17 protein-coding genes and 1 CRISPR repeat array are annotated in these 15,370 nt (G+C 71.5%); of the genes, 7 read left to right on the top strand and 10 right to left on the bottom strand.

Annotated features, from left to right (window positions below; all coding sequences use genetic code 11):
* Positions 1 to 98 precede the first annotated feature (98 nt).
* The 3 genes from CLV63_RS04630 to CLV63_RS04620 all read right to left on the bottom strand — a co-directional run bounded on the left by CLV63_RS04630 (position 99) and on the right by CLV63_RS04620 (position 4,057).
* Positions 99 to 941: a maleylpyruvate isomerase family mycothiol-dependent enzyme gene (locus CLV63_RS04630; RefSeq protein WP_106581594.1), complete on the bottom strand. Its 843-nt coding sequence runs from the start codon at positions 939 to 941 to the stop codon at positions 99 to 101.
* A 67-nt stretch (positions 942 to 1,008) separates the two neighbouring features.
* Complete coding sequence (locus tag CLV63_RS04625; protein WP_106581593.1) at positions 1,009 to 1,431, bottom strand: DoxX family protein; 423 nt, start codon at positions 1,429 to 1,431, stop codon at positions 1,009 to 1,011.
* 139 nt (positions 1,432 to 1,570) lie between these two features.
* On the bottom strand, positions 1,571 to 4,057 hold the full coding sequence (locus CLV63_RS04620) for an ABC transporter permease (protein WP_106581592.1): 2,487 nt from the start codon (positions 4,055 to 4,057) through the stop codon (positions 1,571 to 1,573).
* Positions 4,058 to 4,826: 769 nt separating this feature from the next.
* On the opposite strand from CLV63_RS04620, the gene CLV63_RS04615 reads away from it, so the two are divergent.
* Positions 4,827 to 5,351: a lytic polysaccharide monooxygenase auxiliary activity family 9 protein gene (locus CLV63_RS04615; protein ID WP_106581591.1), complete on the top strand. Its 525-nt coding sequence runs from the start codon at positions 4,827 to 4,829 to the stop codon at positions 5,349 to 5,351.
* 133 nt (positions 5,352 to 5,484) lie between these two features.
* A complete protein-coding gene (locus tag CLV63_RS04610; RefSeq protein ID WP_106581590.1) occupies positions 5,485 to 5,958 on the top strand; it encodes a DoxX family protein in 474 nt (157 codons plus the stop codon).
* Positions 5,959 to 5,981: 23 nt separating this feature from the next.
* Here the strand turns inward: CLV63_RS04610 and CLV63_RS04605 are convergent, their stop codons facing one another.
* On the bottom strand, positions 5,982 to 6,287 hold the full coding sequence (locus tag CLV63_RS04605) for a hypothetical protein (RefSeq protein WP_106581589.1): 306 nt from the start codon (positions 6,285 to 6,287) through the stop codon (positions 5,982 to 5,984).
* Positions 6,288 to 6,585: 298 nt separating this feature from the next.
* Positions 6,586 to 7,326, bottom strand: a complete 741-nt coding sequence (locus CLV63_RS04600; protein WP_106581588.1) for a hypothetical protein — start codon at positions 7,324 to 7,326, stop codon at positions 6,586 to 6,588.
* Between the two features lie 102 nt (positions 7,327 to 7,428).
* Between CLV63_RS04600 and CLV63_RS04595 the strand changes: the two genes are divergently transcribed.
* Positions 7,429 to 8,151 carry a TetR/AcrR family transcriptional regulator gene (locus CLV63_RS04595; RefSeq protein WP_106581587.1) on the top strand — a complete coding sequence of 241 codons (723 nt, stop codon included), beginning with the start codon at positions 7,429 to 7,431 and terminating at the stop codon, positions 8,149 to 8,151.
* Positions 8,152 to 8,268: 117 nt separating this feature from the next.
* Here the strand turns inward: CLV63_RS04595 and CLV63_RS04590 are convergent, their stop codons facing one another.
* Positions 8,269 to 9,453 (bottom strand): hypothetical protein, encoded by a 1,185-nt coding sequence (locus CLV63_RS04590; protein WP_106581586.1) that lies wholly within the window; start codon positions 9,451 to 9,453, stop codon positions 8,269 to 8,271.
* 106 nt (positions 9,454 to 9,559) lie between these two features.
* On the opposite strand from CLV63_RS04590, the gene CLV63_RS04585 reads away from it, so the two are divergent.
* On the top strand, positions 9,560 to 9,958 hold the full coding sequence (locus CLV63_RS04585) for a hypothetical protein (RefSeq protein WP_106581585.1): 399 nt from the start codon (positions 9,560 to 9,562) through the stop codon (positions 9,956 to 9,958).
* 88 nt (positions 9,959 to 10,046) lie between these two features.
* Here CLV63_RS04585 and CLV63_RS04580 read toward each other — a convergent pair whose 3' ends face one another.
* The 4 genes from CLV63_RS04580 to CLV63_RS04565 all read right to left on the bottom strand — a co-directional run bounded on the left by CLV63_RS04580 (position 10,047) and on the right by CLV63_RS04565 (position 13,711).
* Positions 10,047 to 10,460: a VOC family protein gene (locus CLV63_RS04580; RefSeq protein WP_106581584.1), complete on the bottom strand. Its 414-nt coding sequence runs from the start codon at positions 10,458 to 10,460 to the stop codon at positions 10,047 to 10,049.
* A 39-nt stretch (positions 10,461 to 10,499) separates the two neighbouring features.
* The gene (locus CLV63_RS04575; protein WP_106581583.1) at positions 10,500 to 10,934 is read right to left on the bottom strand and encodes a helix-turn-helix domain-containing protein; all 435 of its coding nucleotides are present in this window, start codon (positions 10,932 to 10,934) and stop codon (positions 10,500 to 10,502) included.
* 1,019 nt (positions 10,935 to 11,953) lie between these two features.
* Positions 11,954 to 12,408: direct repeats of the CRISPR family, unit length 28 nt; unit sequence CCAAGCCCCGCACACGCGGGGGTGAACC.
* Positions 12,409 to 12,411: 3 nt separating this feature from the next.
* Complete coding sequence (locus CLV63_RS04570; RefSeq protein ID WP_106581582.1) at positions 12,412 to 13,296, bottom strand: RNA polymerase sigma factor; 885 nt, start codon at positions 13,294 to 13,296, stop codon at positions 12,412 to 12,414.
* Between the two features lie 124 nt (positions 13,297 to 13,420).
* On the bottom strand, positions 13,421 to 13,711 hold the full coding sequence (locus CLV63_RS04565) for a hypothetical protein (protein WP_106581581.1): 291 nt from the start codon (positions 13,709 to 13,711) through the stop codon (positions 13,421 to 13,423).
* A gap of 403 nt (positions 13,712 to 14,114) precedes the next feature.
* Here CLV63_RS04565 and CLV63_RS04560 point away from each other — a divergent pair, with 403 nt between their 5' ends.
* Genes CLV63_RS04560 through CLV63_RS33430 form a run of 3 tightly spaced genes read left to right on the top strand, consistent with a single transcriptional unit; the run spans position 14,115 to position 15,349 of the window.
* Complete coding sequence (locus CLV63_RS04560) at positions 14,115 to 14,906, top strand: helix-turn-helix domain-containing protein (protein ID WP_106581580.1); 792 nt, start codon at positions 14,115 to 14,117, stop codon at positions 14,904 to 14,906.
* Positions 14,907 to 14,910: 4 nt separating this feature from the next.
* Positions 14,911 to 15,093 (top strand): DUF397 domain-containing protein, encoded by a 183-nt coding sequence (locus tag CLV63_RS04555; protein ID WP_106581579.1) that lies wholly within the window; start codon positions 14,911 to 14,913, stop codon positions 15,091 to 15,093.
* Between the two features lie 49 nt (positions 15,094 to 15,142).
* Positions 15,143 to 15,349: a UTRA domain-containing protein gene (locus tag CLV63_RS33430; RefSeq protein WP_281260692.1), complete on the top strand. Its 207-nt coding sequence runs from the start codon at positions 15,143 to 15,145 to the stop codon at positions 15,347 to 15,349.
* Positions 15,350 to 15,370 lie beyond the last annotated feature (21 nt).

Raw genomic sequence — 15,370 nt, 5'->3', positions numbered from 1 at the left:
CGCGTCGCCCCCGACCTCGGCGGCGACGACCAGGAAGTTCGGGATGTGGACGCAGCGCGCACCGCCCCCCTACGTCAACGGCATTGCAGGTCCGCGGGTCACCACACGATCGCGAGCAGGGAGGCGGCGGCGCGGGCCAGCGCGGGGTCACCGGAGACGGCCGCGCGCCGCCCGGCCTCCTCGACGGTGATCCCGCGCGACGCCAGCCGCCAGAGGGAGTCCTGGTCCAGTACCACCCGCGCGGCGGCGTCAGCGGCCCCGGCGGGGGGCCGCAGCCGCCACCCGCCGGGGCCGTGAACCGCCTCCCAGGTGCCCCCGGCGGGGCCCTCGACCTCGAAGCGGACCGCCGTGCCCGGCGGGCGCTCCTCGCCGCGCAGTGTGTGGGGCAGGGCGCGCAGGAAGGTGTCGACCACGGGGCGCATGAGCTCGGGTCCGTCGGCGCCCGGCCGGGACACCGCGTCGCGGATCTGCTGCTGGTGCACCCAGAACTCGGTGTAGTCGCGTGCGATGTCGAGCCAGGCGGGGCTGGGCCGTTCGGGCGAACCGGCCCAGGAGACGTCGAGGTCGGCGGGGCCGTGCGGGTCGCGGCCCGACCAGAGGGCGTCGAGTTGTGGGCCGAAGTGCGCGATCAGGTCGATCAGCACCGCGGGACTGCACTGGCGCAGCGCCCGGACGGACTCCTCGTTGGTGCGGGCCAGGAACGTGGGCAGCGTGTCGTCGGGCTCGAACACCGCACCGGCGTGGCCGTCACGGCTGCCGGAGAGCCGCCGCAGGTAGTCGCACGCGATGTGGGCGGCGAGGTCGTGGACGTCCCAGCCGGGGCACACGGTCGCCGCGGCCCACTCCGGTGGGGTGAGTGACCGCAGTAGGTCGAGCAGAGCCGCGCGTTCGCGCGGGTACAGGGGGCGGGTGTCGATCGCGGGTCCCAGCGGTGCGTCCATGCCGCCGTATTAGACCAGGCGGGGGAGGGGGCGTCGACGCGGTTTCGCGCGGGCGCGCCGCGGGGCGTCAGCGTCGGAGGACGCCGGCCAGGGCGGCGATCTCGTGGCGGCGGCCCCACGCGATGGCGGCGGCGACGAGGCCGAGGATCAGCGGGGTCAGCGCCAGGGCGCCGCCGTCGAGGATGAGCAACTGGGTGAAGAACGCGCCGACCATGAGCCCGACGAGCCCGAGCGCCGCGAGCCCCGCGAGCCGGGGGACGAGCAGCCCGACCGCGCCCGCGAATTCGAGCGCGCCGACCAGGTACCGGAACCACTGGCCGATGCCGATGTCGCGGAACATGGTCACGGCGGTCTCCTCGCCGATGAGCTTGGGGACGGCGGCCGCGGCGATGAAGAACACCGCCAGGATCACCTGGACCAGCCACAGGCCGATGGAGGCGCCGCGTCCGCGGCCGACCGGTGGTTCGCTCACGGGTTCGCGCGCGGCCATGGTCAAGCCCCTTCCGCCGGAGTGGCGGCCCGGATCTCCGGTGCGGCGCTGCCGACCTGGGAAGATCCAGGACCGGATAGCGCCACGGTACATCGCGGCGCCGCCCCTGGCGAGAGCCCGGACCGGGCGGCGCCGCGCCTCATTCGCCCGCCAGCGACGCCGCGATGGGGGCGCGCGCGGCGCGCCTGGCCGGCGCGACCGCCGCCGCCATCCCGGCCAGGCCCGAACCGGCGACGATGAGGGCGATCTGCCCGACCGGCAGCGCGAGAACGAGGTCGTCCCGGACGGTCGCGGCGGCGCCGAGCCCGAAGCCGACACCGAGGACGACCCCCACCAGCGCCCCGATGACCCCCAGGATCAGCGCCTCGATGACGAGCATGCCCCGCAGTTGCCGGGTGCCGAGCCCCAGGGCGCGCAGCATCGCGGACTCGCGGGTGCGCTCGACCACCGACAGGCTCATGGTGTTGGCGATCCCGATGAGGGAGACGACAACGGCCAACCCCAGCAGTCCCGCGACGATCGCCACGAAGTCCGACAGGGTCGAGACCAACTGCTCCTTCGCGTCGTGCGCGCCGAGGATGTCGGCGGTGGGGTGCGACGCGGTGGCGTCCTCCACGACGGCGCGGGCCCGCTCCGGCGCGAGGCCCGGTGCGACGTCGACGAGGACCGCGCTGTAGCCGCGGCCGCCGAAGTGGGCGTCGTACCCGGCCGCGGTGACGTAGAACGGCGGGAACGGGTCCCCGGTGACGAGCGCCCCGACCTCCAGGGCGACCGTGCGCCCGCCGACCCGCGCCGTCAGCGTGTCGCCGACGTCGACCCCGAACTGCCGCGCGCGGTCCGGTCGGATGGCGATCTGGTCGGGGCCGAGCGCCTCGATCGGTGCTCCCTTCTCGACCGTCGGCCGGCCGACGGCGCCGTCCAGGCTGATGGTGCCGATGGACGCGCGCTTCCCGTCGATGCGCACCAGGGTCTCGCGCTGCGCGGCGACCCCGGTGACGTCGGGGTGCCCGCGCAACTCGGCGACGACCGACGGCGGGATGGCGGCGGTCTCGGCGCTGCCCGCCGCGCTGATCATGTAGTCGACGGGGATGGCCCGTTCCACACCGGTGCCCACGGAGGCGGTGAAGGACGCGGTGACCACCGAGAATCCGGTCATCAGGGTCACCCCGACGGTCAGGGCGACCGTGGTGGCGGCCGCCCGCTTGGGATGGCGCCGGGCGTTGGCGACGGCGAGCCGCCCCGGGGCGCCGAAGAGCAGCGCGGGCACGGCGCCGACGAAGCGCGCCAGCGGGCCGATGAGCAGCGGGCCGAGCGCGACGACGCCGAGGAAGACCACCATCCCCCCGCAGACCACCAGGATCAGCGGGGTCCGGGGGCCGGTCTGCACCAGGCCCCCGTACAGCGCGACTGCGAGCCCGGCCGCGCAGAGCAGCACGCCGCCGATGACCCGCACCGCACCGGCGCGTGCGGAGATCTCCCCGCTGACGGTGTTCAGCGCGGCGACGGGTGCGATGCGGGTGGCGGCGCGGGCCGGCAGCGCGGCCGCGGCGACGGTCGCGACCACCCCGGCGAGCGGGGCGGCGATCAGCGTCGCCGGGCGCACCGCGACCGTGTCCACACTGATCGGGGCGCCGAACGCGGCGACGATCGGGACCGCGCCATAGCCCGCGGCGATCCCCGCGGCAAGGCCGAGCGCCGAGGCCAGCGTCCCGACGGCCGCGGCCTCGCCCAGCACACTCCCGAACACCTGCCACCGCGACGCGCCGACGCAGCGGAGCAGCGCGAGTTCGCGCGTGCGCTGGGCGACCAGGATGCTGAAGGTCGTGTGGATGACCAAGGCCGCCACCAGCAGGGCCACGGCGGCGAACAGCAGCAGGCCGGTGGTGAGGACGCCGGGGTCGATGCCGCTCCCGGCGGCCTTCTCGTCGGCCCACTGGCGTCCGGTCAGGACGTCCTGGCCGCCCGTTCCGACGGCGGCGGCGACGCGGGTGCGCAGGCGCTCCGCCGGTACCGCGTCGGAGCCGACGTAGACCTCGGTGAACTCCGTCTCGCCGGTGACGGCGGTGGTCGCCGCGGGGGTGAGGAGCACGGCGCCGCGCAGGTTGAGTTCCCCGTGTCCGGCGGTGTCCACGAGCCCCGTGACGCGCAGCCGGTGCCGTTCGCCCCTCGGGTCGAGGACGGTGACCGTGTCGCCGACCGCGAACCCGGCGTCGCGGGCGGTCGCCTCGGCGAGCGCGGCCTCCCCGTCGGCGGCGGGCGCCCGGCCCCGGGAGATCTCGGTGCGGACGGACACCGAGGCGGCGACCGGCTCGGCGCGGGTCGGCCGGCCGTCCCGCCCGAGCAGCGTCGTCGTCCCCTGGAGGACGCCTTGGGCGCGGTCGACCCCGTTGAGGCGGGAGAGCTCCGCCGGCAGCGTGGCCGGGAGCTTGCGCAGGCCGCTCGTTGCGAGGACGGCGACGTCGACCTTTGCGGCGTTCGCAGTGACGGTGCGTTCGGTGTGCGCCTTGAGCGTGTCGCCGAGGACGAGGGTCCCGGCCACGAAGGCCACGCCGATCACGGTCGCCAGCGCGGCCAGCACGAGCCGCGCCGTGTGCGCGCGCAGGCCGGCGAGAGTGGTCCGCACCATGGTGCTCAACCCGCCGGGGTGGGGGTGGGGGCCGGGGCCGCGGCGTGGTGGGCGGCCCGGTGGGCGGGCGCGGCGGCGCTGGGCGGTGTCGGCGTCGGAATCATGGCGGCGAGCCTAGGTTCGGCGCGCCGACGAGCACATGGACCATCGGGACGACTCCGCGCGCGCGGCGGTCGGCCGAACGGCCGATGAGCCGGTCGCGGGGAAGGGGGTAGCGGGGAGCCGTCAGGAGTCTGCGCAACGGCGGCAGGAGTGGCGGCGGGAGTGGGGCCACAGGGGCGGCAGGGGTGGCAGCGGCCGGAAGGTGGCGCGCAGGCCAGCAAACACTCACCCCGGCGGGCCACGCGGCGGCGGGCGTCGGCGGGCGCCGGAAAGGCGACCAGACCACGGGGCGCCGCCCGCGCCGCCGCCGCAGGTCCGCATCCGTCCCACCGTTCTCCGGTGGCGATACCGCGCACCGCCCGCAGGGTTTGCGAATTCTCCCTTCGGCCATTCTGTGCGCGATTCCGCCGGATAGGCGAGTGATGGCCTCTTGACGGCCCGTGGTGGCCACATTACGGTCTAGACCAGTCGGAGGGCATGCAACACCAGCACCGTGGCATTAATTCCCCTACTCCCGATTGCACGGTACGAAAAACCGTTCTCCGACCTTCAAGGGCTCCGCACGGTCCTCAGTGCCCCTGCCGCGGTTATCCGTTTCGGCACGGTTCCCGACGACGGGTTCCGGCATTCCGGAAAACCGTGGTCCTTTTCCGAGAGGACCTGTGGAATGAGTTTGAAGAAGCGGATCACCTCCGTCGCCGCCGTCGCGGCCGCCACCCCGCTCATGTTCGCGCTGCTGCCCGCCGGAACGGCCATGGCGCACGGCTACGTGTCGTCGCCTGCGAGCAGGCAGGCCCAGTGCGCGGCGGGGACCGTCTCCTGCGGCGAGATCAAGTATGAACCGCAGAGCGTCGAGGGACCCAAGGGCCTCAGGAGTTGCAGCGGCGGCAACGCCAGGTTCGCCGAACTGGACGACGACTCCAAGGGATGGCAGGTCACCCCCGTCGGCCGGTCGGTCAACTTCACGTGGACGCTCACCGTCCAGCACCGCACCAGCACATGGGAGTACTTCGTCGGGGGCAACCGCGTCAAGGTCGTCGACGACGGCGGTGCGCAGCCGCCTTCCTCGGTCACCCACAACGTGGACCTCGGCAACGTGAGCGGTAAGCAGAAGCTGCTCGCCGTCTGGAATATCGCCGACACCGGAAACGCGTTCTACGCGTGCATCGACGTGAATGTCGGCGCCGCCTAACGGTGCCGTCCGGGAGAATACCGCTGCGCGATCCCCCGGTTATCGCCGGGTGAGGGCAGCACCCCGTGGTCAATCTCTGATCAGCCGCATCCTGGTCGATTCCGCGTGTCAGTAGAATTCTAGGGAGATCCTCATGGTCGCACTGACCACATCAATGCACCGCGCAGGTGATGCGACTGCGCTCATCGCCCGTATCGCCATTGGCGCCGTCTTCGTCGCGCACGGCTGGCACAAGCTCAGCGGGCTGGACGGTACGGCCCAGTCGTTCGCCGGTCTCGGCTTGCCGATGCCGCGAATGGCCGCGCTTCTCGGGGTCGTCATCGAAGTGGGCGGCGGGACCCTCCTGGCGATCGGGCTGCTGCTGCCACTCGCCGCGGTCGGCCTCGCGGCCATGATGGCCGCGGCCTACGGCCTGGTGCACGCCGGAGACCCGCTGATCGCCCCGGGCGGCGGGCCGAGTTTCGAGCTGGTGCTCGTTCTCGGCGCCGCCGCCCTGGCGGTCGGCTTCAACGGCGGTCGTTTCGCGCTCGACCGGCTGCTGCCCTGGTCCCGGCCCAGGGCCGCGGCACCCGCCGCCAGGACGGCGGGCGCGGTCGCCGACCGCTAGGGCCGTCGGTGTCCGGAGCGGGGTCAGTCGCTTAGCTCTCCGGCGGCATAGCGGCGGGCCTCGCGCCGGCCCGCGTAGCGCTCCTTGCGGTTGGCGGCCTTCACCATCCGTGTCCAATCCAGGTTGCAGGCGCGCCGGTGGCAGCCCGAGCAGCAGGTGTGGGCGAACAGCAGGGTGTCGGGGTGATCCCACGCGCAGCGCGTGGCCGTGTCTTCGCGCGTCGGATTCGGCGGCAGGTCGCAGGCGCCGTAGCGGTGATCGTGGACCGGCCGGGGATCATGCTCCGCGTAGCGCACCCACAGAGGCTTGGTCTTGTCCGTACGGGACATCTCGTTCCTTCCGGAACCCGCCGCCCGTACTCCCGGACTTTCCGGGCGGGCGGCTAGATCCACCGGCTCATAGCGGCACGCCCCTTTCTTCCTACGGCGCCGGAATGTCCGGCCTCAAGACGGTCCCGAGTGCAGTCCACGGGTGTGGACAGCCTTGCAGGATATCGGCGGGCGCCGGGCCCGGGCAATACCCCTGAGGCGGAAATGGGCGTAAGAGCCGGGAGAGTCCCACGGCCGACGCGCGCGGGCCCGCCGCCCCGCGGTGGGGGAGGCGGGCCCGCGCGCGGGTCCCGGTGGCCTACCGGGCGGTGACCGAGCCCGCCAGGTGGCCCCGCTGGGTCGCGGCGGCTGCGTTCTCCCGCCGGACGGGCCCGATGCGCCGCATCAGCAGCACGGACGCGAACGCCAGGCACACGACCAGGTCGAGGACGATCCGCGGCCAGTCGAGGGTCAGCCACTGCTGGGCCTGGTCGAGCTGGGCCTGCGTGGGGGCGCTGCCGGCGGACGCGCTCCAGCCCATGGCCACCGGCGCGAAGTAGAACGCGGTCCAGGTGCGCACCGCGAAGTAGACGACGGCTCCGCTGATCGCCGCGGCGCGGCGGCGCGGCCAGTTCCAGTTCAGCAGCACCGCTATCGGCACGATCAGCCACTCCATCATCGGGTTCATGACCATGAAGTAGATGTAGGCGGCCCCAGGGTCCTCGGAGAGCATCAGGCCGAGGTACGCCTCGGGCGTCAGGTAGGTGAGCGCGGTGTAGAGGCCCGGGCCGAAGATCATGGCGCCGCCCAGTGTCGCGACGAGCGCGGCGGCGTCGGGGCCCCGGCCGGACTGAGTGCGTGTGCGGAGGAGCCGTGTTGCGACGAGCGCGGCGATCAGGGTCCACAACAGGCCCTGGACGACGCCGGTGACGACACCGGCGCCGGTGGAGAGTCCGGGGATTCCGAACGAGCTGGTGACGCCCCAGGCGATGGCGAGTGCGCCCACCACGAGCATGGGGGTCCGGCGGAGGGAGGCGAAGATGCGCGGGGTCGAGCTCATGGGGATCAGTCCTTCGGTTGTACCGTTCGCGACGCGAATGGTGTTCGTCTTGCAAACAATGTTCTAACAACGATCAGTGTTCGCGTCAAGTACACTGTTCGTATGACTGGAGTCGAACCGCTGCCGCCCCCCGTGTGGTTGCGCAGCGCGAACAAGCCGGTGAAGCGGCAACTGAGCCTCGATGCGGTCCTGGAGGCCGCCTTGCGCCTGCTCGACAGCGGAGACCTGGAGTCGGTGTCGATGCGCCGGGTCGCGCAGGAACTGGGCACCGGGCCCGCCTCGCTGTACGCGTACATCGGCAGCAAGGCCGAACTCGACGAACTGCTCTACGACGCGGCGCTCGCACCGGTCGTGGTGCCCGAGCCCGACCCCGAACGGTGGCGGTCGCAACTCCTCGACCTCGGGGTGGACGTCGCCAAGGCGCTGGCCGCCCGGCCGGGCACCGCCCGCGTCGCACTGGAGACGGTCGTCCCCTCGACCCCCAAGGCGCTGGAACTCATGGACGGCGTGCTCGGCCTGCTGAAGGCGGGCGGCATACCCGCCCGCGAGGCCGTGGTGTTCGCCGACCTGTTCGCGCTGCACCTGACCGCGGGAGCGTGGGAGATGACCCTCCGCTCGGCGCCGAAGCAGGCCGCCGAAGAGACCGAGGTGCGGGCCGCGCAGATCGTGCAGTACCTCGACCTGGTTCCGGCCGACCGCCTACCCCACCTGCGCGAGGCGTTTCCCCTGTTCGGGGTCGAGGACGACGATCCGGCCGCCGGCCTGCGCACGGGATTGGAGATGCTGGTGGAGGGGTTGGTGGCGCGCCAGACCGGCGGAGGGTGAGGCGCGGTGCGCGGCTGACGGCTGGCGTTGGGCCGGGCCGTTGGCGTCGCGTCGGTCCGCTGACGCCGGGTGGGTTGTAGACGCTGGGCCGGGACGCTGACGCAGGTCAGGGCCGCGCTACCGCCGCATGGTGTGGGCCCTGCGCAGCAGCATCGATTGCAGGGTCTGCCCCCGGCGGCGGTCGGGGCGCAGGGACGGGACGATCCGCCGGCCGTCCGTGACCTGGATGGTGCCGAGGATCAACTCGGGCGGGATCCTGTCGGCGTGCACCTGGCTGTCGGGTGCGCGCAGCGCGTCCATGGTGACGGGGGCGGGGCGCGCGTACTCCGCGGTCCAGACCCGCGGCAGGCCGGGCGCCTGCGCGGGGAACGCCGCGTACCAGTCGTCCCACGTCCACGCCGGGGCAGCGGCCTCGCGCTCCACGAAGAAGCGTTCGACCAGATCCGCGCCGTACCCGTCGGTGTGGGCGCGCACGACCCGCAGCAGGAAGGCGAGGTCGTCGTCCAGGTCGCGGTACGGCCCGGACGCGGGCAGCAGCAGCGGAGCGGCGAACTCGTCGGCCGCCACCGCGCGGCGCTCCGCGAGACGCGCCGCGAACTCCGCGAACGGGCGGTACCCGTCGAGGGAGACGAGGCTGCGGCCGTAGCTGAAGGCCGAACCGACGCAGTGCGCGCAGGTGCGCGAGTCGGAGTCCGTCTCGATCCAGTCGGGCAGCCGGATGCCGTGCGCCGCCAGCAGCTTCGTCCGCTCCCGCTCGAATGCGGCGGGGGAGAGGTCGCGGTTCCGGACCTCAACGAGCAGCCGGAACGCGTCCATGAACGCCTGCCACTGCGCGGGGGTGAGGTCGGGCCGCAGGGACTCGGCCCGCTGGTGGACGTGCAGGTCCATGGCTGCTTCGACCTCGCGCGGCTCCAGCGCCACACCGGCGTCGGCGAGGCTGCGGGCCAGCCAGTACAGCGTGCACCACTCCGACAGTGAGCGGGCGGTGCCCGCGAGCAGCCTGCGGAGCAGCCGCACCTTGTAGGCGAGGTCGAAACCGGTGTTGCTCACCACCTCCCGCACCCGGTGCAGCTCACCCGGTGGCAGGTCCACGACGACGATGTGGCCGGGCAGGTGCTGCGGATTCCGGAACTCCTTCTCCGGCCACCCGTAGGAGAACGCGACGGGGTCGCCGCCCTTGCCGGAGACCGGCGAGGTGCTCAGGAACACGCCGCGCCCGGGGGAGTCGGCGGGTTCCACCAGGCCCTCGCGCCGGATGGCGCCGAGATGGTCCGCTGTGGTGCCGTGGAAGAGCATCGCCATGGCGGCGGAGCCTATCGGTGCGGCGAAGAGACCACCTGGGCGGGCGGGGTGCACGCGGCGGGATGCGCGGTTGACGTCGCTCCCCGGCCCGCTGGACACTTCGCGGGTGGAAGCCCGCTACCTGCTCGCCCGCCAAACGTCCCGATGGGCGAGGTACGCCGACGTCACGGTCCGCGCGGAGCCGGCAGTGCGGAACGAGGCCGTTGTGTCGGGTGCGGCGTTCGCGTGGCGGCTGGACGTGTACGGGCCGGGCGCGTCCTACGGCGAACCGTACGACAACGACGCGATCGCCGAGGCGCGCGACGGCGTCCGCTACGCGCTCGCAGTCCTCTCCGCTGGTGCCGACCCCGTGCGGGTCGAGGTGACCCGCATCGTCGACCGGCTCGTGGACACCGGGCCCGGTGACGTGAAGTTCGCCGCGGCGCACGCGGTCTGGCGCGCGCTGGGCCACGAGCCCGCCGACCCTCCCGTCCTCACTCCCGACGGGGTCCCCGTCTTCCCATGACCCTTGCGGGGACGCCCTCCGGCCGGACGGCGTCGCCGCAAGGGATGGGTGTGCCGCCCGGCGGGATGGGGATGCGCGGCCCGCCGTCCTACCGGACCTCGGTCAGCCGGATGTGGTTGCCCGAGGGGTCGCGGAACGAGGAGTCGATGCCGTACGGCTGCTCGCTGGGCTGCTCCACGAACTCGACGCCGCGGGCCGACAGTTCCTTGTACGACGCGTTGCAGTCGTCGGTGCTCAGGAAGAGGGTTCCGGCGAAGCCCTTCGCCATGAGGTCGCGGACCTGGTCGGCGGTTGCGGCGTCCATCACGGGCGGGCCGGGGATCAGCATCAGCACGATGGAGAAGTCGGCCTGGCCGACGGGCCCGACCGAGAGCCACCGGAAGTCGCCCATCTCGGCGACGGTGACGTCGGTGCGCACCTCCATGCCGAGCTTTTGGGTGTAGAACGCGAGCGCCTCGTCCTGGTCGTGGACCCAGAGCTGCGTACTGCCTACCGTGATCATGCGGTGCCTCCCGGCGTGGTCGGAGCGTTCGTGAAAACGCTACGCCTGCGGATTCGCGGTGTCTTCTCGAAAAGTCCGGTGTCGCGGACGTGTGTATGCACGCAGCACGCACGGCGGGATCAGCGCGTGGCTCGCCGCGGGTGGGTACGCGGTGCGGTAGGCGGACGGCGACCGTCCGAACGTTCGCGTGAACGACGTGGTGAACGAGCCGACGCTCTGGAGACCTACGGACATGCAGATTTCGGCGATGGGCCGATCGGTGGTGCGCAGCAGCGCCGCGGCCCGCTCCAGCCGACGCGTGAGCAGGTACGCGTGCGGGGACTCCCCGAACGCCCGCCGGAACTCCTGGCTGAAATGCGCACGCGAAAGCCCCGCCGCGCACGCCATGTCGGCCACAGTCAGCGGCTCGGAATACCGCGCGTCGGCAAGGTCTTTGGCCCGCAGCAAATGCCGCGCCGGAGGAACAGAAACCACCCACGGAGTATGAACGCGACCACCGACAATCCGACGTTATTGCAGTTGAGAGCGGGGCGCGTGCTCGGAGCGCTGGGCAGGCGCGGGCGCGACGGAGGCGCGCAAGGGCGGGAGCGAGGGGGACTCGGGGCCTGGGCTCCACTGGCCGGGATGCGCGGTGGGGATTAAGAAGCAGCAACGGCGGCAGGGGGCGGGGCCCTGGCCGGATCGTGCGGGTTTTTTTAGGGTCGATCCGTCTGCTGGGCGGCCTTGTCGCCGGGCCGCGCGCGGGTGGCCTGCGGTTAAAGGCAGCACCGACGGCGGTGGGGGCCTGGGCCCCGCTGGATCGGGTCGGGTATGCGGATGGGGATAAGAAGAAGCAACGGCGGCAGGGGGCGATGCCCGGCTGGATCGGCCGGGGTGCGCGAGGGGCGGGCCGCGCGACGGGGCAGCAACGGCCAGCGGTGGGCCGGGGCACGCGCGGATAGGCCACCGCTGCACACGGGGCCGGGGGCGTTGTGCCACCGCGATGCGGAGCCCCGCACAAAATGGCAGGTCAGCAACTCGCGCGCGGCACCCCGCCACCAAAAGGAACATACCCCGCCAAACACCCTCCGTGGGTGCGGCTCTGCGCAGGTAGCCGTGCTTTTCGCTGCCAGGGACGCGGCTACGCGCGGGCGGCCCGCGGAACCCCCGCAGGGGCCAAGGAGAACCCCGACTTCGACCGCCCGCCCCGGCCGATCCAGCCGGGGGCATCGCTCCTTGCCGCCTTTGCTGCTGCTTTTTCCACCAGAAACCGGGCGCCGACAGCGAACAAGGCCGCCCAGCGAACCGAGATCGCCTTCCGGTGGTGGGAGTGTGCGTGGTTCACTCGGGAGGCCGTGTCCGTGAATAGGGAGAGGTCTTTCCTTCTCGCGTTGCTCGATCGTGGTTGGGTCACGATGGAGCATGCCGTTCGGTTGAGTTAGCGAGGCGGGATGGATGGCCATGAACCGAAATAACATTTCAATAACGCGCCGCAAAGTGCCAGGTCATTAGCTCCAAGCCCCGCACACGCGGGGGTGAACCGTACGGCGACGTCGGGTTGCGCGGGCTGTACTTCCAAGCCCCGCACACGCGGGGGTGAACCGCCTCCCCCCGATGGGTCAAGGGAGAGCTTCGCCCAAGCCCCGCACACGCGGGGGTGAACCTGCGCAGGTTGGGGCGCTGGATCTTGATCAGGTCCAAGCCCCGCACACGCGGGGGTGAACCGATTCTTTGTGGGACCACAGAACACGAGAGGGGCCAAGCCCCGCACACGCGGGGGTGAACCTGCGCGCGCCATGGCGGTCTACCTCGCCGCGCACCAAGCCCCGCACACGCGGGGGTGAACCGAAGGACCGGGCCGAACTGGTGGCGCTGCTGCGCCAAGCCCCGCACACGCGGGGGTGAACCGGAGCTGGCCAGCGCCTATGGGGTGGCTCCGGGCCAAGCCCCGCACACGCGGGGGTGAGGGCGGTTAGCCGGTGCGGGGGGCGGGTGCTGCCTGGGGCGGCTCGGTGGTGGTTTTGAAGGCGTTGAGGATGCGGGTGCGGACGGCGGTGGGGCCGATGGGCAGGGTGGCGGCGATTTCTCGGTAGCTCTCGCCGTTGGTGTGGCGGGTGAGGAGTTCGGTGTCGGTGGTGCCGATGTCGCGGCGGTTGCGGGGCGCCCGTCCCGGACTCGGGGTGGCGGGTGTCCCGTCGCCGGAAGTCTGGGTGCGGTGGGTGCGTTTGCGGGTGCGTTGGCGGGCGGTGGTGGTGACGTGTTTGGGCCGGTCGCGCCCGGTGCGGACGTCGTTGCCCCACGCTCTCGTGGGGGTTTCGCCTTCCAGCCACAGCGCGGTGAAGGCGCGCCGTGCCCGCGAGATCAGCGAGTAGAAGCTGGACACCGGCAGGCCCAGGGATTCCGCCGCCGCAGCGTAGTCCCCGTGGTCATACAGGGCGCGGATGAGTTCCTGGTTGCGGGGGGTCAGGGCGGCCCAGATCTGGTCCAGGGCGAGGCGTTCCACGACGCGTTCCTCGGGGCTTCCGGTGGGGGTGGCGGCGAGCATCCAGTACCGGTGGAACTGCGGGGCCGACCCGTGGGCGGTCTGGCCGTGGGTGGAGCGGTGCTTGCGGGTGTGCACGGTGATGGCGTTCCACCCGGCGCGGATCAGATCCCAGTACTCCGGGGGCTCGGTGGCGGTGTAGAGGTGTTCGGCGATGGCCGACCAGGCGAGGTCGCGGCGCTCTTCCCAGGGCACCGGGGTGGGGTAGCGGTACTGGGTGGCGGCGTAGTTGGCGAGGCGGGCGAGGGCGCGGGCGGTGTAGCCGTGCCGCAAGGGCTGGTCCTCGGCGCCGGTGAGCGGCTCGGTTTCAGGCATGGGAGTCGGCGGTGTTGCCATGGGTGTTGTCCTCGGGGGATCGAGGTGGGGCGCCCGGCCCCGCGTGGGAGGGGTGGAGGCGGGGCCGGGCGCGTCAGGGGCGGCCGGTGGTGTCCGGCTGGGGTCAGCCGGTCGTGCGCTCGGCTGGAGGTGGCGGCACGCGGAAGTAGCGCTGGGTGCGGTCGCGGCGCGGCAATGCGGGACGCAGGCGGGGCAGGACCGGGTCGCGCTCGTCGGTGTCGATCTGCTCCAGGCGGGTGCGCAGCCCGCGCAATGTGTGCACTGTGAGGTGGTTCGGGCCGCCCGCGCGGGGACGCAGCCGGGTCGCGGTGTAGGTCCGCCCCGGATGGGGACCGGTGATCAGCCAGGCATGACCCCATTCGCGCGAGAGCCGCGCCAACGTCAGTGCGGACATGGGGTGCCGATTCCCACTCCAGAGTGTCGACCGCCACGCACGGCCTGTTGGGAGGACAGAAGGGCGTTCATTGCCTCGGAGTCGGGTGCTTCTACGATCGTGGTGGCGTAGGAGCCCGAGGCGGTGACGGTTGTCGCCGTGTCGTAGCGGTGAACGGCGCGCATCGTCCCGCCGCGCAGGCACCCGATGAGCCATGTGGGATACCGGCGGCGCAGTTCGTAAAGGGTCATCGACTCGTTGGCGGCTGTGGACGGCGGCTGGCGAAGTCGGAGGTTCGGACGCGTTTCCTCTTGTTCGTATTCCATAGTGCTACATTCGTGCGCCAAATCTGCCACGCCAAGGACTTCCTCTGTTTCGGCGCATGATCTAGCTAAGGGGCGCATTCTGTGCTCCAATTTGTGTCATGGAAGGAACACAATGGAGCAGGTTCGGCGAAGAACTTCGGCGTGCACGTCAGGCTGGGGGCAAAACACAGCACGAGCTAGCGAAGGCCTGCGGGTACTCGCGGTCTCAGATCAGCGCGCTGCAACGCGGAACACGCGCCCCCTCAAGAGCGGTCGTGGAAGCGATCGATGCCGTTTTGGGAACGGATGGGCGGCTCCTGCAAGTATTCCTGGAGCAGGTGAGCACTCCTGATGCGCCTGACTTCTTCCGCAACGTCGCCCTCATGGAGCAGAGTGCAACCAGCATTCGCGAGTACCACCCGTTCTTGCTGCCCGGTTTGCTTCAGACGGACGCCTACGCGTACGCACTGATCCGATCGGGACGCCCGTGGCTGAGTATCGACACAGTCCGAAGGCTTGTAGCCGCGAGAGCCGCACGTCGTTCCGTACTCGCGAAGGAGCAACGACCCGTGGCGTGGTTCGTGCTGGATGAGGTTGTGCTGCGAACCGGAGTGGGCGGTACAGACGTCATGCTCGAACAGTTCGCGCACCTCCTTTCACTCGCGGAGGGCGGCATCCAGCTTCAGCTACTGCCTGCCGACACGCGCATGCATCCCGGCATCTCGCCGTTCCGACTGCTCACGTTTCGCGAACAACCGACCGTCGCCTACAGCGAGCACGCATGGGGCGGTGAGACCACAACCGAAAGCACACACATAGAGACGCTTGCACTCATGTTTGGCGGGGCACAGAGCGCAGCCGACGACACGGTAACCTCAGCAGCGAAGATCAAAGCTCTCATAGACGGGTAATCACGTGAATACGCAGTGGCACAAGTCGAGCTACAGCGGAAGCGACGGCGGCAACTGCGTTGAGGTCGCTGAGTTCCCCAGCGAGATCGCGGTGCGCGACACCCAGAACCGCGAGGCCGGCCACATCACGGTGCCGTCGGCCCAGTGGGCAGCAGTGGTCGCCGCGGCCAAATCCGGAGCGTTGTAACCCCCGCGACCGTAGCCCTCGGACATGCGTTCGAGGGCTTCTTCGTGCCATCGGCCACCGTGTAACGGACATCCACGAGGACGTCGAAGGGCGCATGCCCACGGTGGAGGAGGCGCAGCGGTTGGACGTGGCGCCCGGTGTCCCGCTCATGATGATCAAACAGACGTTCTACGCTGGCGATCTTGCGGTCGAGGCGGCCGACATCATGATCCCGGCGGATCGGTACACGCTCAGTTATCGGATGCGTGTGGAGTGATCGGGGCCCATTTGCACGTGC

Source organism: Murinocardiopsis flavida (assembly GCF_003014485.1).
Classification (GTDB): domain Bacteria; phylum Actinomycetota; class Actinomycetes; order Streptosporangiales; family Streptosporangiaceae; genus Murinocardiopsis; species Murinocardiopsis flavida.
Note: the sequence above shows the minus strand (reverse complement) of the source record. Positions and strands in the feature narration are given on the sequence as shown.

What these genes read in the sequence shown, in the direction of transcription:
- CLV63_RS04580 (WP_106581584.1), bottom strand. Translation starts at nt 10,460, where the DNA reads ATGATCACGGTAGGCAGTACGCAGCTCTGGGTCCACGACCAGGACGAG.
- CLV63_RS04620 (WP_106581592.1), bottom strand. Translation starts at nt 4,057, where the DNA reads ATGGTGCGGACCACTCTCGCCGGCCTGCGCGCGCACACGGCGCGGCTC.
- CLV63_RS04560 (WP_106581580.1), top strand. Translation starts at nt 14,115, where the DNA reads ATGGAAGGAACACAATGGAGCAGGTTCGGCGAAGAACTTCGGCGTGCA.
- CLV63_RS04615 (WP_106581591.1), top strand. Translation starts at nt 4,827, where the DNA reads ATGAGTTTGAAGAAGCGGATCACCTCCGTCGCCGCCGTCGCGGCCGCC.
- CLV63_RS04605 (WP_106581589.1), bottom strand. Translation starts at nt 6,287, where the DNA reads ATGTCCCGTACGGACAAGACCAAGCCTCTGTGGGTGCGCTACGCGGAG.
- CLV63_RS04600 (WP_106581588.1), bottom strand. Translation starts at nt 7,326, where the DNA reads ATGAGCTCGACCCCGCGCATCTTCGCCTCCCTCCGCCGGACCCCCATG.
- CLV63_RS04590 (WP_106581586.1), bottom strand. Translation starts at nt 9,453, where the DNA reads ATGGCGATGCTCTTCCACGGCACCACAGCGGACCATCTCGGCGCCATC.
- CLV63_RS04625 (WP_106581593.1), bottom strand. Translation starts at nt 1,431, where the DNA reads ATGGCCGCGCGCGAACCCGTGAGCGAACCACCGGTCGGCCGCGGACGC.
- CLV63_RS04630 (WP_106581594.1), bottom strand. Translation starts at nt 941, where the DNA reads ATGGACGCACCGCTGGGACCCGCGATCGACACCCGCCCCCTGTACCCG.
- CLV63_RS04570 (WP_106581582.1), bottom strand. Translation starts at nt 13,296, where the DNA reads ATGCCTGAAACCGAGCCGCTCACCGGCGCCGAGGACCAGCCCTTGCGG.
- CLV63_RS04610 (WP_106581590.1), top strand. Translation starts at nt 5,485, where the DNA reads ATGGTCGCACTGACCACATCAATGCACCGCGCAGGTGATGCGACTGCG.
- CLV63_RS04595 (WP_106581587.1), top strand. Translation starts at nt 7,429, where the DNA reads ATGACTGGAGTCGAACCGCTGCCGCCCCCCGTGTGGTTGCGCAGCGCG.
- CLV63_RS04565 (WP_106581581.1), bottom strand. Translation starts at nt 13,711, where the DNA reads ATGTCCGCACTGACGTTGGCGCGGCTCTCGCGCGAATGGGGTCATGCC.